Origin of the sequence: Pseudomonas sp. TH41 (assembly GCF_016650695.1) — a bacterium.
Taxonomy (GTDB): Bacteria; Pseudomonadota; Gammaproteobacteria; order Pseudomonadales; family Pseudomonadaceae; genus Aquipseudomonas.
Genome location: NZ_JAEKFH010000003.1, coordinates 1,289,222 through 1,314,788, shown reverse-complemented (window position 1 = coordinate 1,314,788; position 25,567 = coordinate 1,289,222). Strand labels below are relative to the sequence as shown.

19 protein-coding genes are annotated in these 25,567 nt (G+C 60.1%); 8 read left to right on the top strand and 11 right to left on the bottom strand.

Going from position 1 to position 25,567, the window contains the following annotated elements:
- The first annotated feature begins 112 nt into the window (after positions 1-112).
- From ptsP to JFU37_RS08720, 4 genes are all read left to right on the top strand, one after another.
- On the top strand, positions 113-2,974 hold the full coding sequence (ptsP, locus tag JFU37_RS08735) for a phosphoenolpyruvate--protein phosphotransferase (protein WP_201114921.1): 2,862 nt from the start codon (positions 113-115) through the stop codon (positions 2,972-2,974).
- Entirely contained in the window at positions 2,974-3,915 is a 942-nt protein-coding gene (gene pfkB / locus JFU37_RS08730) for a 1-phosphofructokinase (RefSeq protein WP_201114920.1), read from the top strand. The genes ptsP and pfkB overlap by 1 nt, the downstream gene beginning before the upstream one ends.
- A gap of 11 nt (positions 3,916-3,926) precedes the next feature.
- On the top strand, positions 3,927-5,666 hold the full coding sequence (locus JFU37_RS08725) for a PTS fructose-like transporter subunit IIB (RefSeq protein ID WP_201114919.1): 1,740 nt from the start codon (positions 3,927-3,929) through the stop codon (positions 5,664-5,666).
- A 179-nt stretch (positions 5,667-5,845) separates the two neighbouring features.
- A complete protein-coding gene (locus JFU37_RS08720) occupies positions 5,846-7,387 on the top strand; it encodes an alkaline phosphatase D family protein (RefSeq protein WP_201114918.1) in 1,542 nt (513 codons plus the stop codon).
- A 93-nt stretch (positions 7,388-7,480) separates the two neighbouring features.
- Here JFU37_RS08720 and JFU37_RS08715 read toward each other — a convergent pair whose 3' ends face one another.
- Together JFU37_RS08715 and JFU37_RS08710 are read right to left on the bottom strand one after the other, a co-directional pair.
- Positions 7,481-10,009 carry a PepSY domain-containing protein gene (locus JFU37_RS08715; protein WP_201114917.1) on the bottom strand — a complete coding sequence of 843 codons (2,529 nt, stop codon included), beginning with the start codon at positions 10,007-10,009 and terminating at the stop codon, positions 7,481-7,483.
- 243 nt (positions 10,010-10,252) lie between these two features.
- Positions 10,253-12,511, bottom strand: a complete 2,259-nt coding sequence (locus JFU37_RS08710) for a TonB-dependent receptor (protein ID WP_201114916.1) — start codon at positions 12,509-12,511, stop codon at positions 10,253-10,255.
- Positions 12,512-12,717: 206 nt separating this feature from the next.
- Between JFU37_RS08710 and JFU37_RS08705 the strand changes: the two genes are divergently transcribed.
- Entirely contained in the window at positions 12,718-13,398 is a 681-nt protein-coding gene (locus JFU37_RS08705) for a Fe2+-dependent dioxygenase (RefSeq protein ID WP_201114915.1), read from the top strand.
- Complete coding sequence (locus JFU37_RS08700) at positions 13,395-14,156, top strand: tetratricopeptide repeat protein (protein ID WP_201114914.1); 762 nt, start codon at positions 13,395-13,397, stop codon at positions 14,154-14,156. Before JFU37_RS08705 ends, JFU37_RS08700 begins: the two co-directional genes overlap by 4 nt.
- A gap of 170 nt (positions 14,157-14,326) precedes the next feature.
- On the opposite strand, the gene JFU37_RS08695 is transcribed toward JFU37_RS08700, so the two are convergent.
- The 5 genes from JFU37_RS08695 to JFU37_RS08675 form a co-directional block, all read right to left on the bottom strand.
- On the bottom strand, positions 14,327-15,490 hold the full coding sequence (locus JFU37_RS08695) for a type III PLP-dependent enzyme (RefSeq protein ID WP_027924486.1): 1,164 nt from the start codon (positions 15,488-15,490) through the stop codon (positions 14,327-14,329).
- A gap of 450 nt (positions 15,491-15,940) precedes the next feature.
- Positions 15,941-17,098, bottom strand: a complete 1,158-nt coding sequence (locus JFU37_RS08690; protein WP_201114913.1) for an osmoprotectant ABC transporter ATP-binding protein OsmV — start codon at positions 17,096-17,098, stop codon at positions 15,941-15,943.
- The gene (locus JFU37_RS08685; protein WP_130203926.1) at positions 17,095-17,748 is read right to left on the bottom strand and encodes an ABC transporter permease; all 654 of its coding nucleotides are present in this window, start codon (positions 17,746-17,748) and stop codon (positions 17,095-17,097) included. The genes JFU37_RS08690 and JFU37_RS08685 overlap by 4 nt, the downstream gene beginning before the upstream one ends.
- A gap of 12 nt (positions 17,749-17,760) precedes the next feature.
- Positions 17,761-18,654, bottom strand: coding sequence for a glycine betaine ABC transporter substrate-binding protein (locus tag JFU37_RS08680; protein ID WP_201114912.1), 894 nt, complete (start codon positions 18,652-18,654; stop codon positions 17,761-17,763).
- 20 nt (positions 18,655-18,674) lie between these two features.
- On the bottom strand, positions 18,675-19,391 hold the full coding sequence (locus tag JFU37_RS08675; RefSeq protein ID WP_201114911.1) for an ABC transporter permease subunit: 717 nt from the start codon (positions 19,389-19,391) through the stop codon (positions 18,675-18,677).
- A gap of 548 nt (positions 19,392-19,939) precedes the next feature.
- On the opposite strand from JFU37_RS08675, the gene JFU37_RS08670 reads away from it, so the two are divergent.
- Positions 19,940-21,523: a peptide chain release factor 3 gene (locus JFU37_RS08670; protein ID WP_007942808.1), complete on the top strand. Its 1,584-nt coding sequence runs from the start codon at positions 19,940-19,942 to the stop codon at positions 21,521-21,523.
- Between the two features lie 162 nt (positions 21,524-21,685).
- Here the strand turns inward: JFU37_RS08670 and JFU37_RS08665 are convergent, their stop codons facing one another.
- Positions 21,686-22,051, bottom strand: coding sequence for a nuclear transport factor 2 family protein (locus JFU37_RS08665; protein WP_201114910.1), 366 nt, complete (start codon positions 22,049-22,051; stop codon positions 21,686-21,688).
- Positions 22,052-22,341: 290 nt separating this feature from the next.
- Between JFU37_RS08665 and JFU37_RS08660 the strand changes: the two genes are divergently transcribed.
- The gene (locus tag JFU37_RS08660; protein WP_201114909.1) at positions 22,342-22,584 is read left to right on the top strand and encodes a hypothetical protein; all 243 of its coding nucleotides are present in this window, start codon (positions 22,342-22,344) and stop codon (positions 22,582-22,584) included.
- Between the two features lie 103 nt (positions 22,585-22,687).
- Here JFU37_RS08660 and JFU37_RS08655 read toward each other — a convergent pair whose 3' ends face one another.
- The 3 genes from JFU37_RS08655 to JFU37_RS08645 are packed head-to-tail and all read right to left on the bottom strand — an operon-like array spanning position 22,688 to position 25,558.
- Positions 22,688-23,668 (bottom strand): peptide ABC transporter ATP-binding protein, encoded by a 981-nt coding sequence (locus JFU37_RS08655; RefSeq protein ID WP_201114908.1) that lies wholly within the window; start codon positions 23,666-23,668, stop codon positions 22,688-22,690.
- On the bottom strand, positions 23,668-24,636 hold the full coding sequence (locus JFU37_RS08650; RefSeq protein WP_201114907.1) for an ABC transporter ATP-binding protein: 969 nt from the start codon (positions 24,634-24,636) through the stop codon (positions 23,668-23,670). Before JFU37_RS08650 ends, JFU37_RS08655 begins: the two co-directional genes overlap by 1 nt.
- Positions 24,637-24,646: 10 nt before the next feature.
- The gene (locus JFU37_RS08645; protein WP_201114906.1) at positions 24,647-25,558 is read right to left on the bottom strand and encodes an ABC transporter permease subunit; all 912 of its coding nucleotides are present in this window, start codon (positions 25,556-25,558) and stop codon (positions 24,647-24,649) included.
- Positions 25,559-25,567 lie beyond the last annotated feature (9 nt).

The window sequence follows — 25,567 nt, the reverse complement described above, 5'->3', positions numbered from 1 at the left end:
TAGACGCCTTTGGCCGGTTCTGCCGCGAAACCGCCAAAAGTGATGACGATGGGCCTAAGCTTTAATCATTCAAACAATACCTGGTGCCCCACGGCGCCAAAAAGGAGAAAGCATGCTCGAGCTCACCATAGAGCAAATATCCATGGGCCAGTCGGCTGTGGATAAGTCCGCAGCATTGCACTTGCTCGCCCAGCACCTGGTCGCCGACGGTCTGGTTGCCGAAGGTTATCTCGCCGGGTTGCAGGCACGTGAAACCCAGGGCTCGACCTTTCTCGGTCAAGGTATTGCCATCCCTCACGGAACCCCGGAAACCCGCGATCAGGTGTTTTCCACTGGCGTGCGGCTGATGCAATTCCCTGAAGGCGTGGACTGGGGCGACGGACAGATCGTGTACCTGGCGATTGGTATCGCGGCCAAATCCGATGAACACCTACGCTTGTTGCAACTGCTGACCCGTGCCCTCGGCGAGACCGATCTGGGCCAGGCCCTGCGTCGTGCCAGCTCCGCCGAAGCCTTGTTGAAGTTGCTGCAAGGTGCGCCGCAGGAGCTGGCGCTGGATGCGCAGATGATCGGCCTCGGCGTTTCTGCCGATGACTTCGAAGAATTGGTCTGGCGCGGCGCCCGTTTGCTGCGTCAGGCCGATTGTGTGAGCAACGGTTTCTCCGCCGTGTTGCAACAGGTTGAAGCGCTACCCCTGGGCGATGGTCTGTGGTGGCTGCACAGCGAGCAAACCGTGAAGCGTCCGGGCCTGGCGTTCGTCACCCCGGACAAGCCGATGCGTTACCTCGGCCAGCCGTTGAGCGGGCTATTCTGTCTGGCCAGCCTCGGTGAGGCGCATCAGGCGTTGCTCGAACGCCTTTGCGCGTTGTTGATTGAAGGACGCGGCCATGAACTGGGGCGTGCCACCAGCAGCCGAAAAGTGCTTGAAGTGCTCGGTGGTGAGTTGCCGGCCGATTGGCCGAATGCCCGAATCGCTCTGGCCAATGCCCACGGTTTACACGCGCGCCCGGCGAAAATCCTCGCGCAACTGGCGAAAAGTTTTGAAGGTGAAATTCGCGTCCGCATTGTCGATGGTCAGGACAGCGCGGTGTCGGTGAAAAGTTTGAGCAAACTGCTCAGCCTCGGCGCCCGTCGCGGTCAGGTGCTGGAATTCATCGCCGAACCGAGCATCGCCGCCGATGCCTTGCCGGCCTTGTTGGCCGCCATCGAAGAAGGCCTGGGTGAAGAGGTCGAGCCATTACCGGCCGTGAGTCAACAGCGCGAAGTCTTCGCCGATGTGGCCGAAGTGCTGCTCGCGCCTGCGTCCGGCAGCCTGGTTCAGGCCATCGCCGCCGCGCCCGGAATCGCCATCGGCCCGGCGCATATTCACGTGCTGCAAACCATCGATTACCCACTGCGCGGTGAGTCCGCCACTGTCGAGCGCGAACGCCTCAAACACGCTGTGTCGGAGGTGCGTCGCGACATCGAAGGCCTGATCGAGCGCAGCAAAGCCAAAGCCATTCGCGAGATTTTCATCACCCATCTGGAAATGCTCGACGACCCGGAACTGACCGATGAAGTCGACACTCGCCTCAAGCAAGGCGAAAGCGCCGAAGCGGCATGGATGGCGGTAATCGAGGCGGCGGCCAAGCAACAGGAATCGCTGCAGGACGCCTTGCTTGCCGAGCGTGCCGCCGACCTGCGCGACGTCGGCCGTCGGGTGTTGGCGCAACTCAGTGGCGTCGAAACACTGAGCGAACCCGATCAACCGTACATTCTGGTGATGGAGGAAGTCGGCCCGTCCGACGTGGCGCGTCTCGACCCGGCTCGCGTCGCCGGCATTCTCACCGCCCGGGGCGGTGCCACGGCCCACAGCGCCATCGTCGCTCGGGCCCTCGGAATTCCAGCGCTGGTCGGTGCGGGGGCGGCCGTGTTGTTGCTGGCGCCAGGCACGCCGTTGCTGCTCGACGGCCAGCGCGGTCGCCTTCACGTGGACGCCGACGCTGCGACCTTGCAGCGCGCCATCGAAGAGCGCGACACCCGCGAGCAACGCCTGAAAGCGGCGGCGGAACAACGCCATCAACCGGCGCTGACCACCGACGGCCATGCGGTCGAAGTGTTCGCCAACATCGGCGAAAGCGCCGGCGTGACCAGTGCCGTGGAGCAGGGCGCCGAGGGCATTGGCCTGCTGCGCACCGAATTGATTTTCATGGCCCATTCGCAAGCGCCGGACGAGGCCATGCAAGAAGTTGAGTACCGCCGTGTGCTCGATGGCCTGGCAGGTCGGCCGCTGGTGGTGCGTACCCTCGACGTCGGCGGCGACAAACCGCTGCCGTATTGGCCGATCGCCAAAGAGGAAAACCCGTTCCTGGGCGTGCGCGGTATTCGCTTGACCCTGCAGCGTCCGCAGATCATGGAAGCACAGTTACGCGCCTTGCTCCGCGCCGCCGACAACCGTCCGCTGCGGATCATGTTCCCCATGGTCGGCAGCGTCGACGAATGGCGGCAGGCGCGGGACATGACCGAACGTCTGCGCCTGGAAATCCCGGTCGCAGACCTGCAACTGGGAATCATGATCGAAGTCCCGTCGGCGGCCTTGCTGGCGCCGGTGCTGGCCAAGGAAGTCGACTTCTTCAGCGTCGGCACCAACGACTTGACGCAATACACCCTGGCCATCGACCGTGGTCATCCCACCTTATCGGCCCAGGCTGACGGCTTGCACCCGGCGGTGCTGCAACTGATCGACATCACCGTGCGCGCGGCCCATGCCAATGGCAAATGGGTCGGTGTGTGCGGCGAACTGGCTGCCGATCCGCTGGCGGTGCCGGTGCTGGTCGGGCTGGGCGTGGATGAACTCAGTGTGTCAGGCCGCAGCATCGCCGAGGTCAAGGCGCGCATTCGCGAACTCAGCCTGACTCAGACCCAAACCCTGGCCCAACAGGCGCTGGCCGTTGGCAGCGCGAATGAAGTGCGCGCATTAGTGGAGGCCCTGTAATGGCCAAGATCCTAACCCTGACCCTCAACCCGGCGCTTGACCTGACCGTGCAGTTGCCGCGCCTTGAAGCCGGACAGGTCAACCGCAGTGACGAGATGCACACCCACGCCGCCGGAAAAGGCGTGAACGTGGCGCAGGTGCTGGCGGACCTCGGGCATCAGCTGACGGTCAGCGGATTCCTTGGGGAAGACAATCTTCAAGCGTTCGAAACCTTGTTTGCCAAGCGTGGTTTTGTCGACGCGTTTATCCGCGTCCCCGGCGAAACCCGCAGCAACATCAAACTGGCGGAAAGCGATGGGCGCATTACCGATATCAACGGCCCGGGACCGAGGGTCAGTGAGGCGGCGCAGCAGGCACTGCTTGATCGGCTCGACCGGATTGCGCCGGGGCATGACGCGGTTGTCGTGGCCGGCAGCCTGCCTCAAGGCGTCAGCCCTGAGTGGTTGCAGGCGTTGATTCTGCGTTTGAAAAACCTCGGGTTGAACGTTGCGCTGGACACCAGTGGTGAAGCGTTACGCGTAGCGCTCAAGGCCGGTCCGTGGCTGATAAAACCCAATACTGAAGAACTGGCCGATGCGCTCGGCTGCGAAGTGATTTCGGTCGCGGCACAGGCAGATGCCGCTAGCCGCTTGCACGCTCAAGGCATCGAGCATGTGGTGATTTCTCACGGCGCCGAGGGCGTGAACTGGTTCAGTGTTGGCTCGGCCCTGCATGCCACACCGCCCAAGGTCAGCGTTGCTAGCACGGTGGGCGCGGGCGACTCATTGTTGGCCGGCATGCTCCACGGTTTACTCAGTGCCGACACGCCCGAACAGACCTTGCGCACCGCCACGGCGATTGCCGCGATGGCGGTCACGCAGATTGGTTTCGGCATGGGCGACGCCACTCAGTTGGCACGGTTAGAACAGGGTGTGCGCGTGCGCCGCCTGACAGAAAAATAAGAGGGTACGTCATGAAGTTAGCCATTGTTACGGCGTGCCCGAACGGCATGGTCACCAGTGTGCTGTGCGCCCGTTTGCTCGATGCGGCGGCCCAGCGTCAGGGCTGGAGCACCAGCGTCGAAGTCATCGATGCCGTGCACCCGGAACGTCAATTGTCGGCGGCCACGATCGAGGCGGCCGAGTGGGTGTTGCTGGTGACCAGCGTGCCTGTGGATATGTCGCGATTCGTCGGTAAACGGGTTTTTCGCAGCACGCCTGCGCAGGCCTTGCAGGATGTTGAGGCGGTGCTGCGGCGTGGGGCTGAAGAGGCTCAGGTTTACGTTGCGCCAGACGCCGTCGTCGAGCCGGTTGCGCCGGTTCAAAACGTGCCACGCCTGGTTGCGATTACGGCCTGTCCGACCGGCGTTGCCCACACTTTCATGGCCGCCGAAGCCTTGCAGCAAGCGGCCAAGCGTTTGGGTTACGACCTGCAAGTGGAGACCCAGGGTTCTGTAGGTGCGCGCAACCCATTGAGCGCGGCAGCGATTGCCGATGCGGACGTGGTGCTGCTGGCCTGTGACATTGAAGTCGCCACTGAGCGTTTTGCCGGCAAGAAAATCTATCGTTGCGGCACTGGCATCGCCTTGAAACAAGCCGAAGCGACGCTGAACAAAGCGCTGGCCGAAGGTCAGCAGGAAAGTGCTTCGACCGGCGCCAAAGGCCCGGCCAAGCAAGAGAAGACCGGTGTCTACAAACACTTGCTGACTGGCGTATCGTTTATGCTGCCGATGGTGGTGGCGGGCGGTTTGATGATCGCGTTGTCGTTCGTGTTCGGCATCACCGCGTTCAAGGAACCGGGCACGTTGGCGGCAGCGTTGATGCAGATCGGCGGCGAGACCGCGTTCAAACTGATGGTGCCGTTGCTGGCGGGCTACATCGCCTATTCAATCGCCGACCGTCCGGGCCTGGCCCCGGGGATGATCGGTGGACTGCTGGCGAGCACCTTGGGCGCCGGTTTCATCGGCGGGATCGTTGCCGGTTTCATCGCCGGTTATGCCGCCCAGGCGATCAATCGTTATGCGCGATTGCCGCAAAGCCTCGAGGCGCTGAAGCCGATTTTGATCATCCCGTTGCTGGCGAGTCTGTTCACCGGTCTGGTGATGATCTACGTGGTTGGCAAACCCGTGGCCGGGATGCTCGAAGGGCTCACACACTTCCTCGACAGCATGGGCACTACCAACGCGATTCTGCTCGGTGTGTTGCTGGGCGGCATGATGTGTGTCGACCTTGGCGGGCCGATCAACAAAGCGGCGTATGCGTTCTCCGTAGGACTATTGGCTTCACAGAGTTATGCACCGATGGCCGCGACGATGGCCGCCGGTATGGTGCCACCGATTGGCCTGGGCATCGCCACGTTCATCGCCCGGCGCAAGTTCGCCCAGACCGAACGCGAGGCCGGTAAAGCGGCGTTGGTGCTGGGCTTGTGCTTCATCTCTGAAGGTGCGATTCCGTTCGCCGCCAAGGACCCGTTGCGGGTGATTCCGGCGAGCATTGCCGGTGGCGCGTTGACTGGCGCGTTGTCGATGTATTTCGGCTGCAAGCTGATGGCACCGCACGGCGGATTGTTTGTGTTGGCGATCCCGAATGCGATCAACCATGCGTTGCTGTACCTGCTGGCGATTGTGGCGGGGAGTTTGTTGACGGCGGTGGCGTATGCCGTGCTCAAGCGACCTGAGGTCGTTGAGTTGGCCATGGAGCCCGTCAGCGCCTGACACCTGCCCCTGTGTAGGAGCGAGCTTGCTCGCGAAGGTGTGTCAGTTGACACAAGGGTGCCTGACCCACCTTCGCGAGCAAGCTCGCTCCTACACAGGGACATGCGGCATGAGTGGATTTGTGTGTCACGCCGGGGTCATGCGGGCATGCTTTAGTTTTCCTTTTCAGGGAGAGCACCATGAGCGAATTCGACCTCGGTCGCCGTCGTGTCTTGCAAGTCGTCGGTGCCGGGCTGTTGTTGCCTGGTCTGGCGCCGGCGGTGATTGCTTCGGTCAAGGATCGGCCGCAACTCACCGATGGCGTGCAGTCCGGCGACGTGCTGGGTGACCGGGCGATGGTCTGGAGCCGCTGCGACCGTCCGGCGCGGATGGTGGTGGAGTGGGACACCCGCAGTCTGTTCAGCAACCCTCGTCGTTTTGTCTCGTCATTGGCCGACGCCACTACGGATTTCACCGCCCGGGTTGAACTCACCGGCCTGCCCGCCGATCAGGCGATTTTCTACCGCGTACGGTTCGAAGACGCCCAGAGCGGTACCGCCAGCGAGCCCTGGTTTGGCCACTTACGCAGTGTGCCGCACACCCGCCGTGACATCCGTTTTGTCTGGAGTGGCGACACCGTCGGCCAGGGCTTCGGCATCAACCCGGACATCGGTGGCATGCGCATCTACGAAGCCATGCGCCTGCGCCTGCCGGACTTCTTTATCCACAGCGGCGACACCATCTACGCCGATAGCCCGGTGCCCGCGCAACTGACCACCGAAAACGGTCGCGTGTGGCGCAACATCACCACCGAAGCCAAGAGCAAAGTCGCCGAAACCGTTGACGAGTTTCGCGGCAATTATCGCTACAACCTGATGGACGAAAACATCCGTCGCTTCAACGCCGAAGTGCCGCAGATCTGGCAATGGGACGACCACGAAGTGGTGAACAACTGGTCGCCGGGCAAGCAGCTGGATGGGCGCTACCAGAGCAAAGATATCCACAGCCTGGTGGGGTGCGCGCGTCAGGCCTGGCTCGAATATGCACCGATGCGTTTGCAAAGCGGCGACGGGGGCGGGCGGATTTATCGCCAGATCGGTTATGGGCCGCTGCTCGATGTATTTGTCCTCGACATGCGCAGTTATCGCGGCGCCAATGATGACAATCTCGGCGATGTAAAACCCTTTCTCGGTCGTGAACAACTGGACTGGCTGAAGGCTTCGTTGCAAGCCTCCAGCGCTCAGTGGAAAGTCATCGCCGCCGACATGCCCATCGGCCTCGGCGTCCCGGATGGCGAAGTCAGCCCCGGGGTGGCGCGATGGGAAGCCGTGGCCAACGGCGATCCGGGGCCGGCGCAAGGGCGTGAGCTGGAAATCGCTGAATTGCTGGGATTCCTGCGGGCGCAGCAGGTGCGCAATTTCGTGTTCCTGACAGCAGATGTGCATTACTGCGCGGCGCATCATTACCATCCGGACCGGGCTGCGTTTCAGGACTTCGAACCGTTCTGGGAGTTTGTCGCCGGGCCACTGAATGCGGGGAGCTTTGGGCCTGATCCGTTGGATAAAACCTTTGGGCCTGAGGTGGTGTTCGAGAAAGCACCCCCAGCGCAGAACACCTCGCCGTTTGCCGGGTTTCAGTTTTTTGGCGAGGTGAACATTGACGGGCAGACGGGGGAGATGAGTGTGGTGTTGCGGGACCTGGATGGGGTTGGGGTGTTTGAGCAGAAGTTGTCGCCGGTGTAGGAGCGAGCTTGCTCGCGAAGGTGGGTCAGGCACCGTTGTGTCGACTGACACACCATCGCGAGCAAGCTCGCTCCTACAGGGGGATGTGTGTATTCAGTAGACGTCGCGGCGATAGCGGCCCTGTTCGATCAGCCGGTCGACCGCTTCAATGCCGAGCACTTGGTTGAGCACGTGATCCACCCCTGAAGCCATCCCCTGCAAGCTGCCGCAGATGTAAATCACGGCGCCGTCGGCCAGCCATTTTTTCAACTCATCGGCCGACTCCCGCAAACGATCCTGCACGTAAATTTTTTCGGCCTGATCCCGCGAGAACGCCAGGTCCAGTCGCTCCAGATCCCCTGAAATCAACCATTCTTCAAGCTCATCGCGGCACAGGTAGTCGTGCTCGCGATTGCGCTCACCGAACAGCAACCAATGCCGTTGCTGCCCATCGGCAATCCGCGCCTTGAGCAGGCTGCGCAGACCTGCCAGCCCGGTGCCGTTGCCCAACAGGATCATCGGCACGGGCTCGGCCGGCAGATGGAAACCACTGTTGCGCCGCACGCGCAGGCTGATGGTGGCTCCTACCGGCACATGTTCGGTCAGCCAACCGGAACCGACGCCCAGGTTGCCATCGGGATGCCGTTCCTGACGCACGATCAGTTCGAGAACACCGTCGGCGGCAATCGAGGCGATGGAGTATTCGCGGGCGGCCAAAGGCACCAACGCATCCACCAGCGCTTGCGCGTGCAAGCCGACCAAATGAGCGCGATTCTCGGACAGTTGCCGACTGGCGAGGGCTTGCGCCAGCGGTTGCGTCAGTCCCTCGATAACCACAGTGGCCCGACCGTCAATGCCCAGGCCATCGAGGAAATGCTCCATCGCCCCAGGACTATTGCGCGGCAAGACTTCCACCAGATCACCCGCCAGCCAGCTGCTGGTGGTGGGGGCGGTGAGGCCCAGCAAATACACCGCCGAACCCGCGCTGTCAGGGTTGAGCCATTCGCGGTGGGTCAGTGTCCAGTTGTCGTAGCTGGGTGCTTGCCAGGTGTCCACAGGCGCCTGTCCGGTCAGTAGACCCAGTTGCTGCTGCCAGTGACGCAAGGCGTAAGGGTCGCCGCCGTCGACTTCCACCGGGGCAAACAAGGTCTTGCCACCGTGTTCGCCCAACCAGGTGTGCAAACGTCGGGCGAAACCGCAGAAGTGTTGATACTGGCGATCACCGAGGCCAAGCACCGCATAGTTCAGGCGGTCGAGGCTCAACGCCTGGTTCAGCACGTTGCGTTCGAACCTTCGGGCGCTGTCCGGCGCTTCGCCGTCGCCAAAGGTACTGACCACGAACAGCGCATTGCTGGAGTCACACAGATCCTGCTCGCTGACCGTCGCCAGCGGCTGAACCTTCACCGGCCACCCGGCCGCCTGCAATTGCCCGGCCGTCTGCCACGCCAGTTGCTCGGCAAAACCGCTCTGGCTGGCGAAGCCGATCAGCCACGCCGGTGCATCGCTGCCCGATTGCGTGAGACCTTTGCGGGCGTCCTTGATGTGTTTTTTCTTGCGACGACGATCGAGGTACAGCAGCCAGCCGGTGATGAAAAACAGCGGCATCGTTAGCGCGCTGATCGTCAAGATGATCCGTCCGACGATGCCGAAGTAACTGCCCACATGCAGTGCATAGAGGCTGGTCAGCAGTTGTGCCTTGAAGCTTTTGTCGCTGTAACGGTCATGCCGTTTGACGATACCGGTGACCGGGTCGAGGGTGATCTGGTTCAGCGCACGGTCGTGAGGCGACGAGTTCAATAGATAGAACACCGTGGCGGGTTGGCCGGCCACGGGCGGCATGCGGATGTTGTAGGCGCTGAGCGCCGGACCGGCAGCGCTGTAGATGCTGCTCCACATCGCCGCGTAATCGGCAGTCGGTGCGGGACCACTTGGCGCAGGACCGCGACCGCCCCGAACACGCTCGTTTTGCGGTGCGTCGGAGAGCAAATGGGTCAGGCCCTTGTTGAACCATTCATAGGACCAGGACAACCCGGTCACTGCCGCCAGCAGGTAAAAAACCAGGCACCAGGTGCCGGCCACGGAGTGCAAATCCCAGTTAAAGCTGCGGCCCTTTTTCTTCCAGTCGACGGTCAGCCAGGCGCGCCAGCTGTTCCACTGACGCGGCCAGCGCAGGTACAGGCCGGACAGGCAGAAGAACAGCAGAATCAGCGTGCAGGCGCCGGTGATCTGCCGACCGGTATCGCCCATGGCGAGGAAGCGGTGCAGTTGCAGCATCAGGCCGAAAAAGTCCTGGCCGGTGGCGTCGCCCATGAACTCGGCCGTGTACGGATTGAAGTAACGCATCTGCCCACGACGCTCGCCCGGCGGCGGCGTGAAGAACACCTTGGCTGCAGCGCCGCTGTCGGTCTCGACACTCAGCATCGAGACTTTTTTGCCGGATGCCGCTTCGATGCGTTCGACCAGTTCGGCGGGCGGAAGGACGCCGGCCACCTGCTTCTCGACCTGCAATACCGAAGGGTTCAGAACGCTCAGGATTTCATCCTGAAACGATACCGTCGCCCCGGTGATGCCCATCAAGGCCAGGACCAGCCCGGCGCTGATGCCAAAAAACCAGTGCAACTGGAACAGGGTTTTCTTCAACACGTCACTCGCCTTGTCCGTTCGTAAATAGTCATCACGGCGCGCATTATGCCGTGGGTTGTCGAGAAACATTCTTTTTTACGCACAAAAGCCCCGTTCATGGAGATGAACGGGGCCTTGCTGTTGTAGGAGCGAGCTTGCTCGCGAAAAACTAGAGAACCACACGGAGTATCAGGCTTTCCGCGTCATCGTTGACGACCATCGCGAGCAAGCTCGCTCCTACAGGGATTGCGGTGTGACTGGCAATCAGAAGTGGAAGTTGGCGCTCAGCAGGGCGGTACGACCCGCTGCCACATGGGCGTAGTGCGTCTGGAACACCTGGTCGAAGTAACGCTTGTCGGTCAGGTTCTGCACGTTGAGTTGCAGGTCGACGTTCTTGGTCAGGGCGTAGCTGGCCATTGCGTCGTAACGCCAGTAGGACGGGATCTCCACCGAGTTGGCGACGTTGCCGAACTGCGAATCGACGAACGTGGCACCCGCGCCGACGGTGAACTTGTCCGGCACCAGGTCATAAGTCGACCACAAGGTGAAGTTGTTCCGTGGGGTGCTCGGCATGTGGTTGCCTTCATCGACGGCGAGGGTGGTTTTGACCACTTCGCTTTCCATGTAGGTGTAGCCGCCGAAGACTCTCCAGTTATGGGTCAGCTTACCGGAGTAGGACAGTTCCAGACCGTTCACGCGCTGCTCGCCATCCAGCACTTGAGTAGTGGCGCCATCCGGATCGTTGATACGTGCGTTGGTTTTCTCGGTGCGGAACAGTGCGGCGGTCAGCGACAGGTCGTCACCGAAGAAGTCCCACTTGGTACCGATCTCGTAGTTGCGGTTCTTTTCCGGGTCCAGATCGCTGTTGTTCGCCGCCAGCTCCAGGCCGCCGTTGCCGCTGGTTTCACCGGACGGGTTGCTGGAAGTGGAGTAGGCCGCGTAGACACTGCCGTTAGGCAACGGGTTGTAGACCACGCCGATCTGGTAGTTGACCAGGTCGCTGGTGTTCTCACGGGAGAAGTCGTTCGCTGGCGTTGTGCCGCTGGCGTTAGCGTGACCGCTGGATGTGACCTGGTAGTTGTCGTAACGCAGGCCCAGGTTCAGCGACCATTGCTCGTTGAACTTCAGCGTGTCGAACACATAGGCCGCAGCGGTTTTAGTGTCGGTGTCGGTGAACGCGGCGCTGTCGGTGATCGAGCCGATCCAGTTATCCCCAGGCGTCGGGTTTTGCAGACTGGTGCAGTCGCCGGAGGTGAATAGGGCGGTGTTGCACCGGGTGCCGCTGGCGGTCGAGGTCAGGATGTACGGGCGGTTGTGGGTGTCTTGATAGGAAAACTCAAGGCCGGTGACCAGGCTGTGCTCGATGCCTCCGGTGTTGAACTTGGCGTTCAGGTCGGTCTGGTTGACCCAGCCGCTGGACGTTGAGTTACGGCTTTTCGCGCCGCGATACACGCTGCCAAGGGCGACGTTACCCTTGCTGTCGTCCGGGTTGGTGACAATGTAGTCGAGGGTCGAACGGGACATGCGGAAACTGTTGGAAACGGTCAGGTCGTCATTCAGATCGTGTTCGATCTTGATGGTGCCGCTGTCGTTTGAGGTCTGGCGAAAGTCGCGACCGGTCAGACCGTAGAAGTTATCCCGGTTGACATCCACAGGTTTATCGACGTTGTACTTGCTGCGGGCGGGGTTCAGGGTCAGCGGGATGCCGTAGTCCGGCATGTCATCGGTTTCGACGTGGTAGTAGCCGACGGTCAGGCGGGTGTCGGTGCCCAGGCCGAAGGCGAAGGTGGGCGCCACGCCCCAACGGCTGACGTCCACGGCGTCACGGCCAGCGACGTTAGCTTCGTGCTTCATCAGGTTCAGACGGAAAGCCGAAGTGTCGGTCATCTGCTGGTTTAGATCGAGGGTGGTGCGCTTGGTCTGATCCGAACCCCACGTGAAGCCGCCGTTGTAGAAGTTACCCAGTTTGGCGGTTTTGCTGATGAGGTTCAGGCTGCCACCGGTAGACCCGGCGCCGGTGTAGGCCGACCCCGGGCCTTTGCTGACTTCGATCGATTCGACGTCGAAGATCTCGCGGCTTTGCGACGCTGGATCACGCATGCCGTCGACGAACACATCACTTTCAGCGTTGAAGCCGCGAATGATCGGACGATCGCCCGCCGGGTTGCCGCCTTCGCCAGCCCCGAAGGTGATACCCGGGGTGGTGCGCAGTGCATCAACCAGACTAGTGGCGCCGGTGTCGCGGATCACTTGTTGCGGGATCACAGTGACGGTTTTTGGCGTTTCGCGCAGCGGCGCGGTGTACTTCTTGGAAGCCGAGATGTCGGTCTTGTAGGAGGTATCGGCTTGCTCGCCAACAACGCTGGTAGCGTCCAGGGAAATGGCATTGCCCGGTGCTTTTTCGTCGGTCTTTTCGGCCGCGAAAACCATTTGGCCTGCCGAACCGGCGGTGATCGCCATGCCAATCGCAGAGGCAAGCAAGCGCGGTGAGCTGACAGGTAATTGTGGTTGTTGGCGTGACATTTGAATTCCCCTCCCCAAGGATTTGAGGCCGCGGAATATAGGGTAAACACGTATTTGTATCAATTGCGAAACTTTGCTATTTGCACTGAATTTACATTCTTTACAATTTAGCCTTACGGTTTTTGATGATTCATTCGTCACAGGGTTTTACACAGGCAATAAGAATCAATACCATTGGCGCCCCTTTGCTTCCAGGTGTCCTTCCCATGCTGCTGCACATCCCCGGCGTGTTCGCAAAAGAAGAAGTGCAGCGCATTCGTGAGGCCCTGGAGCAGGCCGATTGGGCGGATGGCAAGATCACCGCCGGCTTTCAGTCGGCCAAAGCCAAGCACAATTTACAGCTGCCTGAAGGTCATCCACTGGCCAAGGAAGTGGGCGCGGCGATGCTTGAGCGGCTGTGGAAAAACCCACTGTTCATGTCCGCCGCATTACCGCACAAAGTCTTTCCTCCGTTGCTGAACTGTTACACGGCGGGTGGCAGTTTCGATTTCCATATTGATAATGCTGTGCGTCAGCCCAAGGGCAGCATCGAGCGGGTCCGCACTGACCTGTCGGCGACCCTGTTCTTCAGCGAGCCTGAGGACTACGACGGTGGCGAACTGGAAATCCAGGACACCTTCAGCACCCAACAGGTGAAGCTGCCCGCCGGCGATATGGTCTTGTATCCCGGCACCAGTCTGCACAAGGTCAATGCCGTGACGCGCGGCACTCGATATGCCTCGTTCTTCTGGACTCAAAGCCTGGTGCGTGAAGACAGCCAGCGCGCGTTGCTGTTCGAGATGGATGGGGCGATTCAACAGCTGACACAGGACATGCCCGACCATCCTTCACTGATCCGCCTCACGGGCACCTATCACAACCTGTTGCGCCGCTGGGTCGAGGTATGAGTTATCAACTACGCCGTGAGGAAGTCCTCGATGGCGATCGTCTCAAAGCCATGCTCGACGAAAGTCCCGCGCGGGCGGCTCAGGCAATACTGATCGCTGCTCGGGAAGGCGTGCTCGATGCTCAGGCCTTGCTCGGGCAGATCCTGCTGGACGGGCAGGGTATCGAACAGGATCAGCCACTGGCCATGCGTTGGTTTGAAATTGCCGCCCACGGCGGGCATCTGATGGCGCGCAACATGCTCGGTCGTTGTCATGAACATGGGTGGGGCTGCGCTGCCAATGCTTCGGTCGCCGCACGGCATTATCAAATCGCCGCCGACGCCGGTCTGGATTGGGCGATGTACAACTGCGCCAACCTGCTGGCGACCGGTCGCGGAGGGAGCGAGAATCAGCCGCAAGCGCTGAACCTCTATCGCCGCGCCGCAGAACTGGGCCACGCGAAGTCGATGAACCTGCTGGGGCGTTATCTGGAAGAAGGCCAGTTTTGCCCGGCGGATCCACAGGCTGCGCGCGACTGGTATCGGCGCTCGGCGGTCGGTGGGGATTTTCGGGGGCAGTTCAGCTATGCCGCGGTGCTGGCTGGCGAGGGGAAAATCGACGAGGCGCTGGACTGGTTGCGCAAGGCACTGGCCGGTGGGAATCTGAATTTCCTGCGGGTGGCGAGTGAGGCGCTGCTAGACGCGCCGAACCCGCAGATTCGCGCCTTGGCGACTGAATATTCCCAACGCACCGCCGAACTTGAGCACACCCCCCTGTAGGAGCGAGCTTGCTCGCGAAGAACTTGAGGGCAACGCGTTTGTTCAGGAAAAACGCGTTATCGTTAACGTTCTTCGCGAGCAAGCTCGCTCCTACAAAGAGCAGGACGTGGACCTCAGGCACAAAAAAGCCCATGACATGTCATGGGCTTTTTGCATTGCGCGTGTAGCGTTTACACGTAGAACGATTTCAGCGGCGGGAAGCCGTTGAACTCAACCGCGCTATAACTGGTGGTGTACGCACCGGTCGACAGCCAGTACAAACGATCACCAATCGCCAGGTTCAGCGGCAGGCCGTACTTGTAGTTTTCGTACATGATGTCGGCGCTGTCGCAGGTTGGGCCGGCGATGACGACTTCTTCCATCTCGCCTTTCTTCTCGGTCCAGATCGGGAACTTGATGGCTTCATCCATGGTTTCGATCAGGCCGGAGAATTTGCCCACATCCGTGTACACCCATCGCTCGACGGCGGTACGGGATTTACGCGCGACCAACACCACTTCGCTGACCAGGATGCCGGCGTTGGCGATCAACGAACGGCCTGGCTCGAGGATGATTTCCGGCAGGTCATCACCGAAGTCTTCCTTGAGGAAACGGATGATTTCTTCCGCGTAGGTTTCCAGGCTGTTGGTGCGGGTGATGTAGTTGGCCGGGAAGCCGCCGCCCATGTTGATCAGCTTCAGGTGGATGCCGTCTTCTTCTTTCAGGCGTTCGAAGATCACTTTGACCTTGGCAATCGCCGCGTCCCAAACGCTGATGTCGCGCTGCTGCGAACCGACGTGGAACGAGATGCCGTAAGGCACCAGGCCCAGGTCGCGGGCGAGGATCAGCAGGTCCATGGCCATGTCGGTCTGGCAGCCGAATTTGCGCGACAAAGGCCAGTCAGCGGTGGTCGAGCCTTCGGTGAGGATGCGCACGTAGACTTTCGAACCCGGTGCAGCCTTGGCGATGTTGCGCAGGTCGGCTTCGGAGTCGGTGGCATACAGACGCACGCCCTTCTCGTAGAAGTAGCGAATGTCCTTGGATTTCTTGATGGTGTTGCCGTAGCTGATGCGATCCGGGCCGACGCCCTGGTTCATTACTTTGTCGAGCTCGTAGATCGAGGCGATGTCGAAGTTCGAGCCTTTTTCTTTGAGCAGGTCGATGATTTCGACGGCCGGGTTGGCCTTGACCGCGTAGTAGACCTTGGCGAATTCGAAACCGGCGCGCAGGTCGTCATAGGCCTGGCTGATCATCGCGGTGTCGATCACCACGAACGGGGTTTCTTGTTTGTCGGCGAAGGCCTTCATTTTGTTGAAGGTATCGCGCGCGAAATAGTCTTCGACGTTGATCGACATGCTGGGAACTCCTACTGGCAAACTGAAATTAACAATGGGTGCAAATGAACGTCCTCCGTATCCCCACTTTGGTTCGCCTACTTCCCAAGGCATGTCGCCGAAAGCAAAAAGGCCATGGGAAGCGGTGCTTTCCCTTGGCCTTGCTGTCTCGTCGTCAGTACTTGAGCCGGATGGATCGTTTCCAGCATGGACGTTCGGCGCGAACTTTAGGGCGTGAGGGGCTTGAGATCAACAAAAAATGTCGCGTTTTTGCACGCATCCGTCGTGCGGTCCCGGACAGCTACTGATGTAACCGACCTGCATGACAGTGTGATGTTCCCGTTGGAGAGGGATTTTAGGTGCCTGTAGGAGCGAGCTTGCTCGCGATGGAGGCTGACGATAACGCGTGCTTTCTGAATAAGCGCGGCGCTCTCAGGTCCATCGCGAGCAAGCTCGCTCCTACAGTTTCAATCAGGCGGCCGCAGTCTCGGCTGGCGAAACAATGCTGGTCTTGCCGCCACGGGACTTGCCGGAACTCAGGTATTCGGCAATCGATTCCTGCGTCACTTCACCCAGGAACACCCGCTCGGCATCCATCACCGGCAACCACGAGCGATTGAACTCGTACATACGCGACAGCAGAATGCGCAAATGCTCGTCATACGCCGCGGTAGCGTTGAACTCGCGCAGGTATTGCGCGCAAGTGCCGGTCTGACGGTGGAGGTCGCGACGACGCACGTATCCCAGTGCTTTGTTTTCAGCGCAAGTGACCACAACATAACGGCGGTCCAGTTCGTCCATCAGCTCCAGGGCTTCGGCCACCGGCGTCTCAGGGCTCACCGACGGCGCGTTGTCCGCCGCGTCCTCGGCTTTGACCAGCAACAGACGCTTGAGCGTGCTGTCCTGACCAACGAAGTTGCTGACAAAGTCATCCGCCGGGTGCGCGAGCAAGGTATCCGGGTGGTCGATCTGCAGCAGTTTGCCCGCCCGGAAGATCGCAATCTTGTCCCCCAGTTTGATCGCCTCGTCGATGTCGTGGCTGACCATGATCACGGTCTTGTTCAGCGCACGCTGCATCTCGAAGAACTCGTTCTGGATCATCTCGCGGTTGATCGGGTCGACCGCGCCGAACGGTTCGTCCATCAACAGCAGCGGTGCATCTGCCGCCAAGGCACGAATCACACCGATCCGCTGCTGCTGACCGCCCGATAACTCACGCGGATAGCGATTCAGGTACTGCTTGGGTTCGAGCTTGATCATGCTCATCAACTCGCGGGCACGGTCGTGGCATTTCTGTTTGTCCCAGCCCAGCAGGCGCGGAACGATGGTGATGTTTTCCTCGATGGTCATGTTCGGGAACAGACCGATCTGCTGGATCACATAACCGATGTTACGACGCAGGGTGACGGCGTCGAGGTCAGTGGTGTCCTCGCCGTTGATCAGGATTTTGCCCGAGGTCGGCTTGATCAAGCGGTTGATCATCTTCAGCGTGGTGCTTTTGCCGCAACCCGATGGCCCAAGGAACACGCAGATCTCGCCTTCATTGACGGTCAGGCTTACCGAGTCCACGGCTTTCACATCTTTGCCGTTGCTTTGGAAGGTCTTGCTGAGGTTTTGAAGTTCGATCATTTCAGGAGTCCTTTTGGAGTCAGCGAGCGTTGCAGCCATTGCAGAAGCAGGTCGGCGAAGATGGCCAGGAGGCTGACCAGCACGGCGCCGACGATCAGCATCGACATGTCGCTGCGGCTGATGGAAGCGAGAATGAGTACACCGAGGCCACCGGCGCCGATGGTCGCAGCGATGGTCATGACACCAATGTTCATGACCACGGCGGTGCGCACGCCGGCGAGGATCACCGGCACGGCGATTGGCAGTTCAACCATGCGCAGGCGCTGGCCGAAGGTCATGCCGATGCCGCGTGCGGCTTCGCGAATGCCCGGTTCGACACCGGTCAGGGCGAGGTAGGTGTTACGCATGATCGGTAGCAGCGAATACAAAAACACCGCGGTGATCGCCGGCATCGGGCCCAGGCCCTGGCCGAACTTGGAGTAGAACGGCAGCAGCAGGCCGAACAGCGCAATCGACGGCACGGTCAGCAGCACCGTGGCGCTGGCCTGCAAAGGACCGGCGAGCGTCGGGAAACGCGTCATCAGGATGCCCAGCGGGACACCGACCAGAATCGCCAGTGTCACGGCAATGCCGACCAGGGTGATGTGTTGCCAGGTCAGGTGCAGCACCAGCGGCCAGTCGAGATGGGAAAAGGCGTTCAAAAATTCCATGGCTTTTCCTCCTCAGTTGATGGGGTGCTGGCGCAGGAAATCTGCGGCAACGGATGAAGGGCTTTCGTGATCGACATCGACCCGCGCATTGAGCTGGCGCATGGTGGCGTCGTCGAACAGTTCGGCCAGCGGCTTGAGTTCTTCGGCGAGTTTCGGATGGGCGTCGAGGTAAACCTGACGCACCACCGGCGCGGCGGTGTAGTCCGGGAAGTAGTGCTTGTCGTCTTCCAGCAACTTGAGCTTGAACGCGTTCAGTCGGCCGTCGGTGGTGTACACCAGACCGGCAAACACCTGGCCGTTACGCAGGGCGGTGTAGACCAGCCCGGCGTCCATCTGGCGGATGTTGTTGCGGGTCAGGTTCATGCCGTAGAGGTCGACCATGCCATCCAGACCATCGGAGCGGTTGGCGAACTCGGTATCCAGCGCCACCAGATGATTGGTTTTCGCCTCAGCCTGCATCACCGAGTTCAGCTCGCTGATGGTGTTGATCTGCGGGTAAGCCTTCGCGGTGTTTTCCGGCAGGGCGAGGGCGTAGGTGTTGCTGAATTTCGACGGGGTGAGCCAGATCAGGCCTTTTTTCGCGTCGAGTTCTTTAACCTTGGCGTAGGACTGAGCGCTGTCGAGTTTTTCAGTGATGTGGTTGTAAGCCACCAGCGACACGCCGGTGTATTCCCACATCAGGTCCAACTGGCCACTTTCGTGGGCGCTGCGGGCCAGGTTGCTGCCCAGACCGCCCGTCACCTGGGTGTCGTAACCCTTGGTGCGCAGGTATTGGGAGGTGATTTCCGCCAGCAGGGTTTGTTCGGTGAACACCCGGGCGCCGATGCGGATCACTGGTTTTTCAGCGGCTTGGGCAAATCCTGCGAGCAGCAGAACGCAGCCTAGTAAAAAGCTTGATTTCTTCATGATTATTCCTTTGCCGAGGCTTAAGACGGGCGCAGGCCGCGTTCGAGCCAGAGGCGGCTGGCGAGTGTCACCAGGCCGTCGAGCAGCAAGGCCAGCAGGGCGGTGCAGGCCGCGCCGAGCAGCAGTTGCGGCTGATTGTTCAGGGCGATGCCGGGGAAAATCAGGCTGCCCAGGCTGTTGGCGCCAATCAGGAACGCCAGCGGTGCGGTACCGACGTTGATCGCCAGGGCGACGCGCACGCCGCCCATGATGATCGGCACCGCGTTTGGCATTTCGACTCGCCACAACACTTGAGTGGGCGTCATGCCGATGCCGACGGCCGCTTCCTTGAGCGAACCTTGAACGTTTTTCAGGCCTTCATAGGTGTTGCGCACGATCGGCAACAACGAGGCGAGGAACAGGGCGAAGATCGCGGGGCCACTGCCGATGCCCAGAATACCCAGGGCGATGGCGAGTACGGCGAGAGGCGGCACGGTGTTGCCGATGTTGAAGATCTGCATGAAGCGTTCAGCGCGGCCCACCATGGTCGGGCGGCTGAGGAAGATGCCGGCGGGGATGCCCACAACAAGGGCGGCCAGCATGGAAACGAGGACGAGAATCAGATGAGCTTGCAGGTAAAACAACAAATCGTCGCGGTAATATTGGATCGTGTTGATGCCAATCCAGTGGACCAGCAGGGCCAGAAGGGCGACGACAACCGCACCTCCTATCAGCCCTTTGCCATAGCGAATAGCCACAGGCGGACTCCTTTTTTCTTTGTCGGCGAACGCAGTCCCGTGAGGCAGGCCATTGCTGGCTGCCGGGAAATCAACGTTCGCGAGAAGCAGCTCTTCATGCGCCGAATGCGTTCCTCTGTAGGAGCGAGCTTGCTCGCGAAAAAAGTCCGGATAACGCAATCATTCAGACAGCACGCGTTATCGTTGACGTCTATCGCGAGCAAGCTCGCTCCTACAAAGGGAAGGCGTACGGCGTATCGAGCCATAAGCGCAGCCTCGTCAGGCTAACTTGCAGGTTTTTCATACCCTGCCACGAGGGCTGTAACAGGGGAGTGGACGCCTCCACCTTTCAAAAGGTTCCATTTTTAATCCTGTAGGAGCGCCGAAGGCTGCGATCTTTTGATCTTGTTTTTTTAAAAACCACCGAAGATCAAGATCAAAAGATCGCAGCCTTCGGCAGCTCCTACAGAGGTTGCGTGCTTTAGCAGCGCCTACGGACGGTGGTCCGTAGATCACTTTTTAAGCTATACTCGCCGCCCTTTTTTGAATCACCTGCCAGGCGATTTCCCATGACCAAACAGGCCGCCGAAGTCGCGAAACGCCGCACTTTCGCCATTATTTCCCACCCCGATGCCGGTAAAACCACCATCACCGAGAAGCTCTTGCTGATGGGCAAGGCGATTGCGATTGCTGGCACGGTGAAATCTCGCAAGTCTGACCGCCATGCCACCTCCGACTGGATGGAAATGGAAAAACAACGGGGTATTTCCATTACCACGTCGGTCATGCAGTTCCCGTATCGCGATCACATGATCAACCTGCTCGACACCCCGGGCCACGAAGACTTCTCCGAAGATACTTACCGCACCCTGACGGCGGTGGACTCGGCCTTGATGGTCCTCGACGGCGGTAAGGGTGTAGAGCCACGGACCATCGCGCTGATGGACGTCTGCCGTCTGCGTGACACGCCGATCGTCAGCTTTATCAACAAACTCGACCGTGATATCCGCGACCCGATCGAACTGCTCGACGAAATCGAAGCGGTCCTGAAGATCAAGGCGGCGCCGATTACCTGGCCGATCGGTTGCTACCGCGACTTCAAGGGCGTTTATCACCTCGCCGACGACTACATCATCGTGTACACCGCTGGCCACGGCCACGAGCGCACCGATGTGAAAATCATCGAAAAACTCGACTCCGATGAAGCCCGTGCGCATTTGGGTGACGAGTACGATCGCTTTGTTGATCAGCTGGAACTGGTGCAGGGCGCCTGTCACGAATTCAATCAGCAGGAATTCCTCGACGGCCAACTGACCCCGGTATTCTTCGGTACCGCGCTGGGCAACTTCGGTGTCGATCACGTGCTCGACGCCGTGGTCAACTGGGCGCCGAAACCGCTGGCCCGTGTCGCCAATGAGCGCACCGTGGAGCCAGTTGAAGAGAAATTCGCCGGTTTCGTGTTCAAGATCCAGGCGAACATGGACCCGAAACACCGCGACCGCATCGCCTTCATGCGGATCTGCTCCGGCAAGTACGAAAAAGGCATGAAAATGCGCCACGTGCGCACCGGCAAAGACGTGCGGATCGGCGATGCGCTGACCTTCTTCTCCTCCGAACGTGAGCAACTGGAAGAAGCGTTCGCCGGCGACATCATCGGCCTGCACAACCACGGCACCATCCAGATTGGCGATACCTTCACCGAAGGCGAAGTCCTGGGCTTCACCGGCATCCCGCACTTTGCCCCGGAACTGTTCCGCCGCGTGCGCCTGCGTGACCCGCTGAAATCCAAGCAATTGCGCCAGGGCCTGCAGCAACTCGCGGAAGAGGGCGCGACCCAGGTGTTCTTCCCTGAGCGCAGCAACGACATCATCCTCGGCGCCGTCGGTGTGCTGCAGTTCGACGTGGTCGCCAGCCGCTTGAAAGAGGAATACAAGGTCGAGTGCTCGTACGAGCCGATCACCGTTTATTCCGCCCGCTGGATCGATTGCGACGATAAGAAGAAGCTCGAGGAATTCCGGGTCAAGGCCGTGGAAAACCTCGCGGTCGACGGTGGCGGTCACCTGACCTACCTCGCCCCGACCCGGGTTAACCTGGCGTTGATGGAAGAACGCTGGCCGGACGTGAAATTCCGTGCGACGCGTGAGCATCACTAAGCGCTGAGCTGGAACACCCAAAAGCCCCGTTGCGAAAGCTGCGGGGCTTTTTTGTGCCCTTGTAGGAGCGAGCTCGCTCGCGAAAATCGACAACGATATCTAGCGGTGTCTGAAGAAACGCGGCGTCCTGACGTCCATCGCGAGCAAGCTCGCTCTTACAAGTCACTGCAGGGGCAGAAATGTTCCCTGATGGAACACCATCCGCCATTGCTCGTCCTGATGACGCCAGATTGAACTGCGCAAGCTGTTGGCGGGGGAGTGCTGGCCGATGGAGATGGTGTGACAGTGGTAGGTCACGAGCGCGGTGTGTTCTGACAACTGTTTGGCTGCGAATTCATTGATGGTACGTTCGGTGAAAGGCTGATGAGGCAACTGCTCAACAAGGTCGGCTTTGGTCCAAGTGCTTCCGCTGGCACTGAACTCAATGAAGTCGTCGGCGATCAGATTTGATATTTCTTTGGGATCGCGCCGGGTTTCTTGTGACAGGAGGCATTGTTCAAGTTGCAGCAATGTTTGAGACAGATCCATGTCAGTGCCTTTTGTTTGTATGTTTGGCGATGACCTTAGCAAAACAGGATCAAAAAAGATCGCAGCCTTCGGCAGCTCCTACAGGGAAACGCCAATCTCTGTAGGAGCTGCCGAAGGCTGCGATCTTTTGATCTTTTCGGCATAACCCTTATTCAAAACCAATCTCCCCTCCAACGGCATTCCGTCCCATCATTAGCGTCCTATCTGGAGAACCGAGGCAATCGGAACTAGATTTCACATAGCGCCAGTCAGGCACCCCATGCTTCACCCAAGAAAGGATGGAATCGGCTATGAGCATTTTTCAACGCATTGTGCTGTTGCTTAAGGTTTTGGTGATGCTGTCCGTTGGCATGTCGGCGGCGTGGGCGCAGTGCCCGGATCAGGGGGAGCACGCTTCGAGCGGGCAGGTGACGCACACGGCCCTGATGATCGCCAAGTCTGAATCCGAGGGCGGGGACAAAGGGCAGGGCGGTAGCGAAGACGATGACGACTCGACCACAGACGAGCCGGACAGCGATGACGAAGGGGCTTAAACGACAGACAAAAGAAAACCCCTTCTGCCGGACTGATGCGCAGTCCTGCAGAAGGGGCTGATAGAAAACATGTGGAAGCGAGCCTGCTCGCTCCCACATTTTTTTATGCCGCGCCGTCGAGGAATTGCTCGGCGTAGTGGCACGCTACCTGGCGGCTGTCGAGCAGGCGCAAGGCCGGCTCTTCGATGCTGCAGCGCTCGGTGGCGTACGGGCAGCGCTTGTGGAAGGCGCAGCCGGACGGCGGGTTCAGCGGGTTGGGCAGTTCGCCGACGATCTTGATTTTCGGCTTGTTCGGGTCCGGGTGAATGGTCGGGGTCGCCGACAGCAACGCCTGGGTGTAGGGGTGCAGCGGGCGTTCGTAGATGTCGTTCTTCGGGCCCATTTCCACCGGGCGACCGAGGTACATCACCATCACATCATCGGCGACGTGTTGCACCACCGCCAAGTTGTGGGAAATGAACACGTACGCCGTGTTGAACTCTTGTTGCAGGTCCATGAACAGGTTCAGCACCTGCGCCTGAATCGATACGTCCAGCGCCGAGGTCGGTTCGTCCGCGACCAGCACTTTCGGTTGCAGCATCATCGCCCGGGCGAGGGCGATCCGCTGGCGTTGACCGCCGGAGAACATATGCGGATAGCGTTGATAATGCTCAGGGCGCAAACCCACCTGCTTCATCATCGCCTGAACTTTCTCGCGACGTTCCGAGGCGCTCAGGTTGGTGTTGATCAGCAGTGGCTCGGCCAGCTGATCACCGACCTTCTGCCGTGGATTCAACGAGGCATACGGGCTCTGGAACACCATCTGCACGTCTTTGCGCAGTTGTTTGCGTTGAGCCTTGTCAGCACCGGTGACTTCCTGCCCGGCGATTTTCAAGGAACCGGAGGACGGTTCTTCGATCAGCGTCAGGGCACGGGCCAGGGTGGATTTGCCGCAACCCGATTCACCGACGACCGCGAGGGTCTTGCCGGCTTCCAGTTCAAACGACACACCGTTCAGGGCGCGTACGGTCGCATGGCCCTTGAACAGGCCACGGGACACTTCGTAGTGACGGGTCAGGTCGCGGGCGGTAAGTACGACGGCCATTACGCCACCTCCTGGTTCAGCGGGTAGAAGCAGCGGGCGAGGCTGTTGCTTTTCGGGTCAAGGTTCGGACGTTGCGCGCGGCAGTTGTCCTGCACATACGGGCAGCGCGGCGACAGCAGGCAGCCTTGCGGACGGTCATAACGACCGGGAACGATGCCCGGTAGTGTCGACAGGCGCGAGGCGCCCAAGCTGTGTTCCGGAATCGCCTTGAGCAGCGCTTCGCTGTATGGGTGTGCCGGAATGTCGAACAGCTGTGGCACTTGACCGACTTCGACCGCTTGGCCGGCGTACATCACGCACACACGTTGGGCGGTTTCGGCCACGACCGCGAGGTCGTGAGTGATCAGCACCAGGCCCATGTTCTGCTCTTTCTGCAAGGCCAGCAGCAGGTCCATGATCTGCGCCTGAATCGTCACGTCGAGTGCCGTGGTCGGTTCGTCGGCGATCAGCAGTTTCGGTTCACCGGCAATCGCCATGGCGATCGCAACGCGTTGGCTCATACCGCCGGACAGTTGATGCGGGTAGGCGTCCATACGGCTGGCGGCACCCGGGATTTCCACTTTTTCCAGCAGTTCAATGGCGCGCTTGCGGGCTTGCTTGCCAGACATCTTCAGGTGCAAACGCAGCACTTCTTCGATCTGGAAACCGACGGTGTAGCTCGGGTTCAGCGCGGTCATCGGGTCCTGGAAGACCATGGCCAGGTCTTTGCCGACGATTTTTCGGCGCTGACGGTTGCTGAGCTTGAGCATGTTCGTACCGTCGAAATTCAGCGCGTCGGCGGTAACGATCCCCGGGTGCTCGATCAGGCCCATCAGCGCCATCATGGTCACGGACTTGCCGGAACCCGATTCGCCGACGATGGCCAGGACTTCGCCCTTGTCGACGGAAATGTCGAGACCGTCGACCACCGGAACAGCATTGGCGTCGCCGAAGCGAACGCTGAGATTCTTGATTTCTAACAGTGACATTTGAATCTCCTCAGGCGGCGTTCTTGAGTTTCGGGTCCAGCGCATCGCGCAGACCGTCGCCCATCAAGTTGATTGCCAGCACGCTGAGCAAAATGGTCAAACCTGGCAGACTGACTACCCACCAGGCGCGTTCGATGTAGTCGCGAGCCGAAGCCAGCATGGTGCCCCACTCAGGGGTTGGCGGTTGTACGCCAAGGCCGAGGAAGCCCAGTGCCGCGGCATCGAGGATCGCCGAAGAGAAGCTCAGGGTCGCCTGAACGATCAGTGGCGCCATGCAGTTGGGCAGCACAGTGACGAACATCAGGCGTGGCAAACCGGCACCGGCCAGGCGTGCAGCGGTCACGTAGTCGCGGTTCAGTTCGCCCATCACCGCGGCGCGGGTCAGACGAACATAGGACGGCAACGAAACCACGGCGATGGCGATAATGGTGTTGATCAGGCCAGGGCCGAGGATGGCGACAATCGCCACAGCCAGCAGCAAGGACGGCAGGGCCAGCATGATGTCCATCAGACGCATGATGGTCGGGCCGAGCACGCGCGGGAAGAACCCGGCGAACAGACCCAGCAGAATGCCGGGAATCAGCGACATGACCACCGACGACATACCGATCAACAGCGACAGGCGTGAACCGGTGATCAGACGTGACAGCAGGTCACGCCCCAGCTCATCGGTGCCGAACAGGAACTGAATCTGCCCACCTTCCAGCCAGGCCGGCGGCGTCAGCAGGAACTCGCGAAATTGTTCGCTCGGGTTGTGCGGGGCAACCCATGGCGCGAACAGTGCGCAAAACACCACGATGATCATGAATATCAGGCCGGCAACAGCACCTTTGTTCTTCGAGAACGCTTGCCAGAACTCTTTGTACGGCGATGGATAAAGCAGGCTTTGATCGACTGCTACTGAGGGGATTGGAGTGCTCATTAGTCTTGA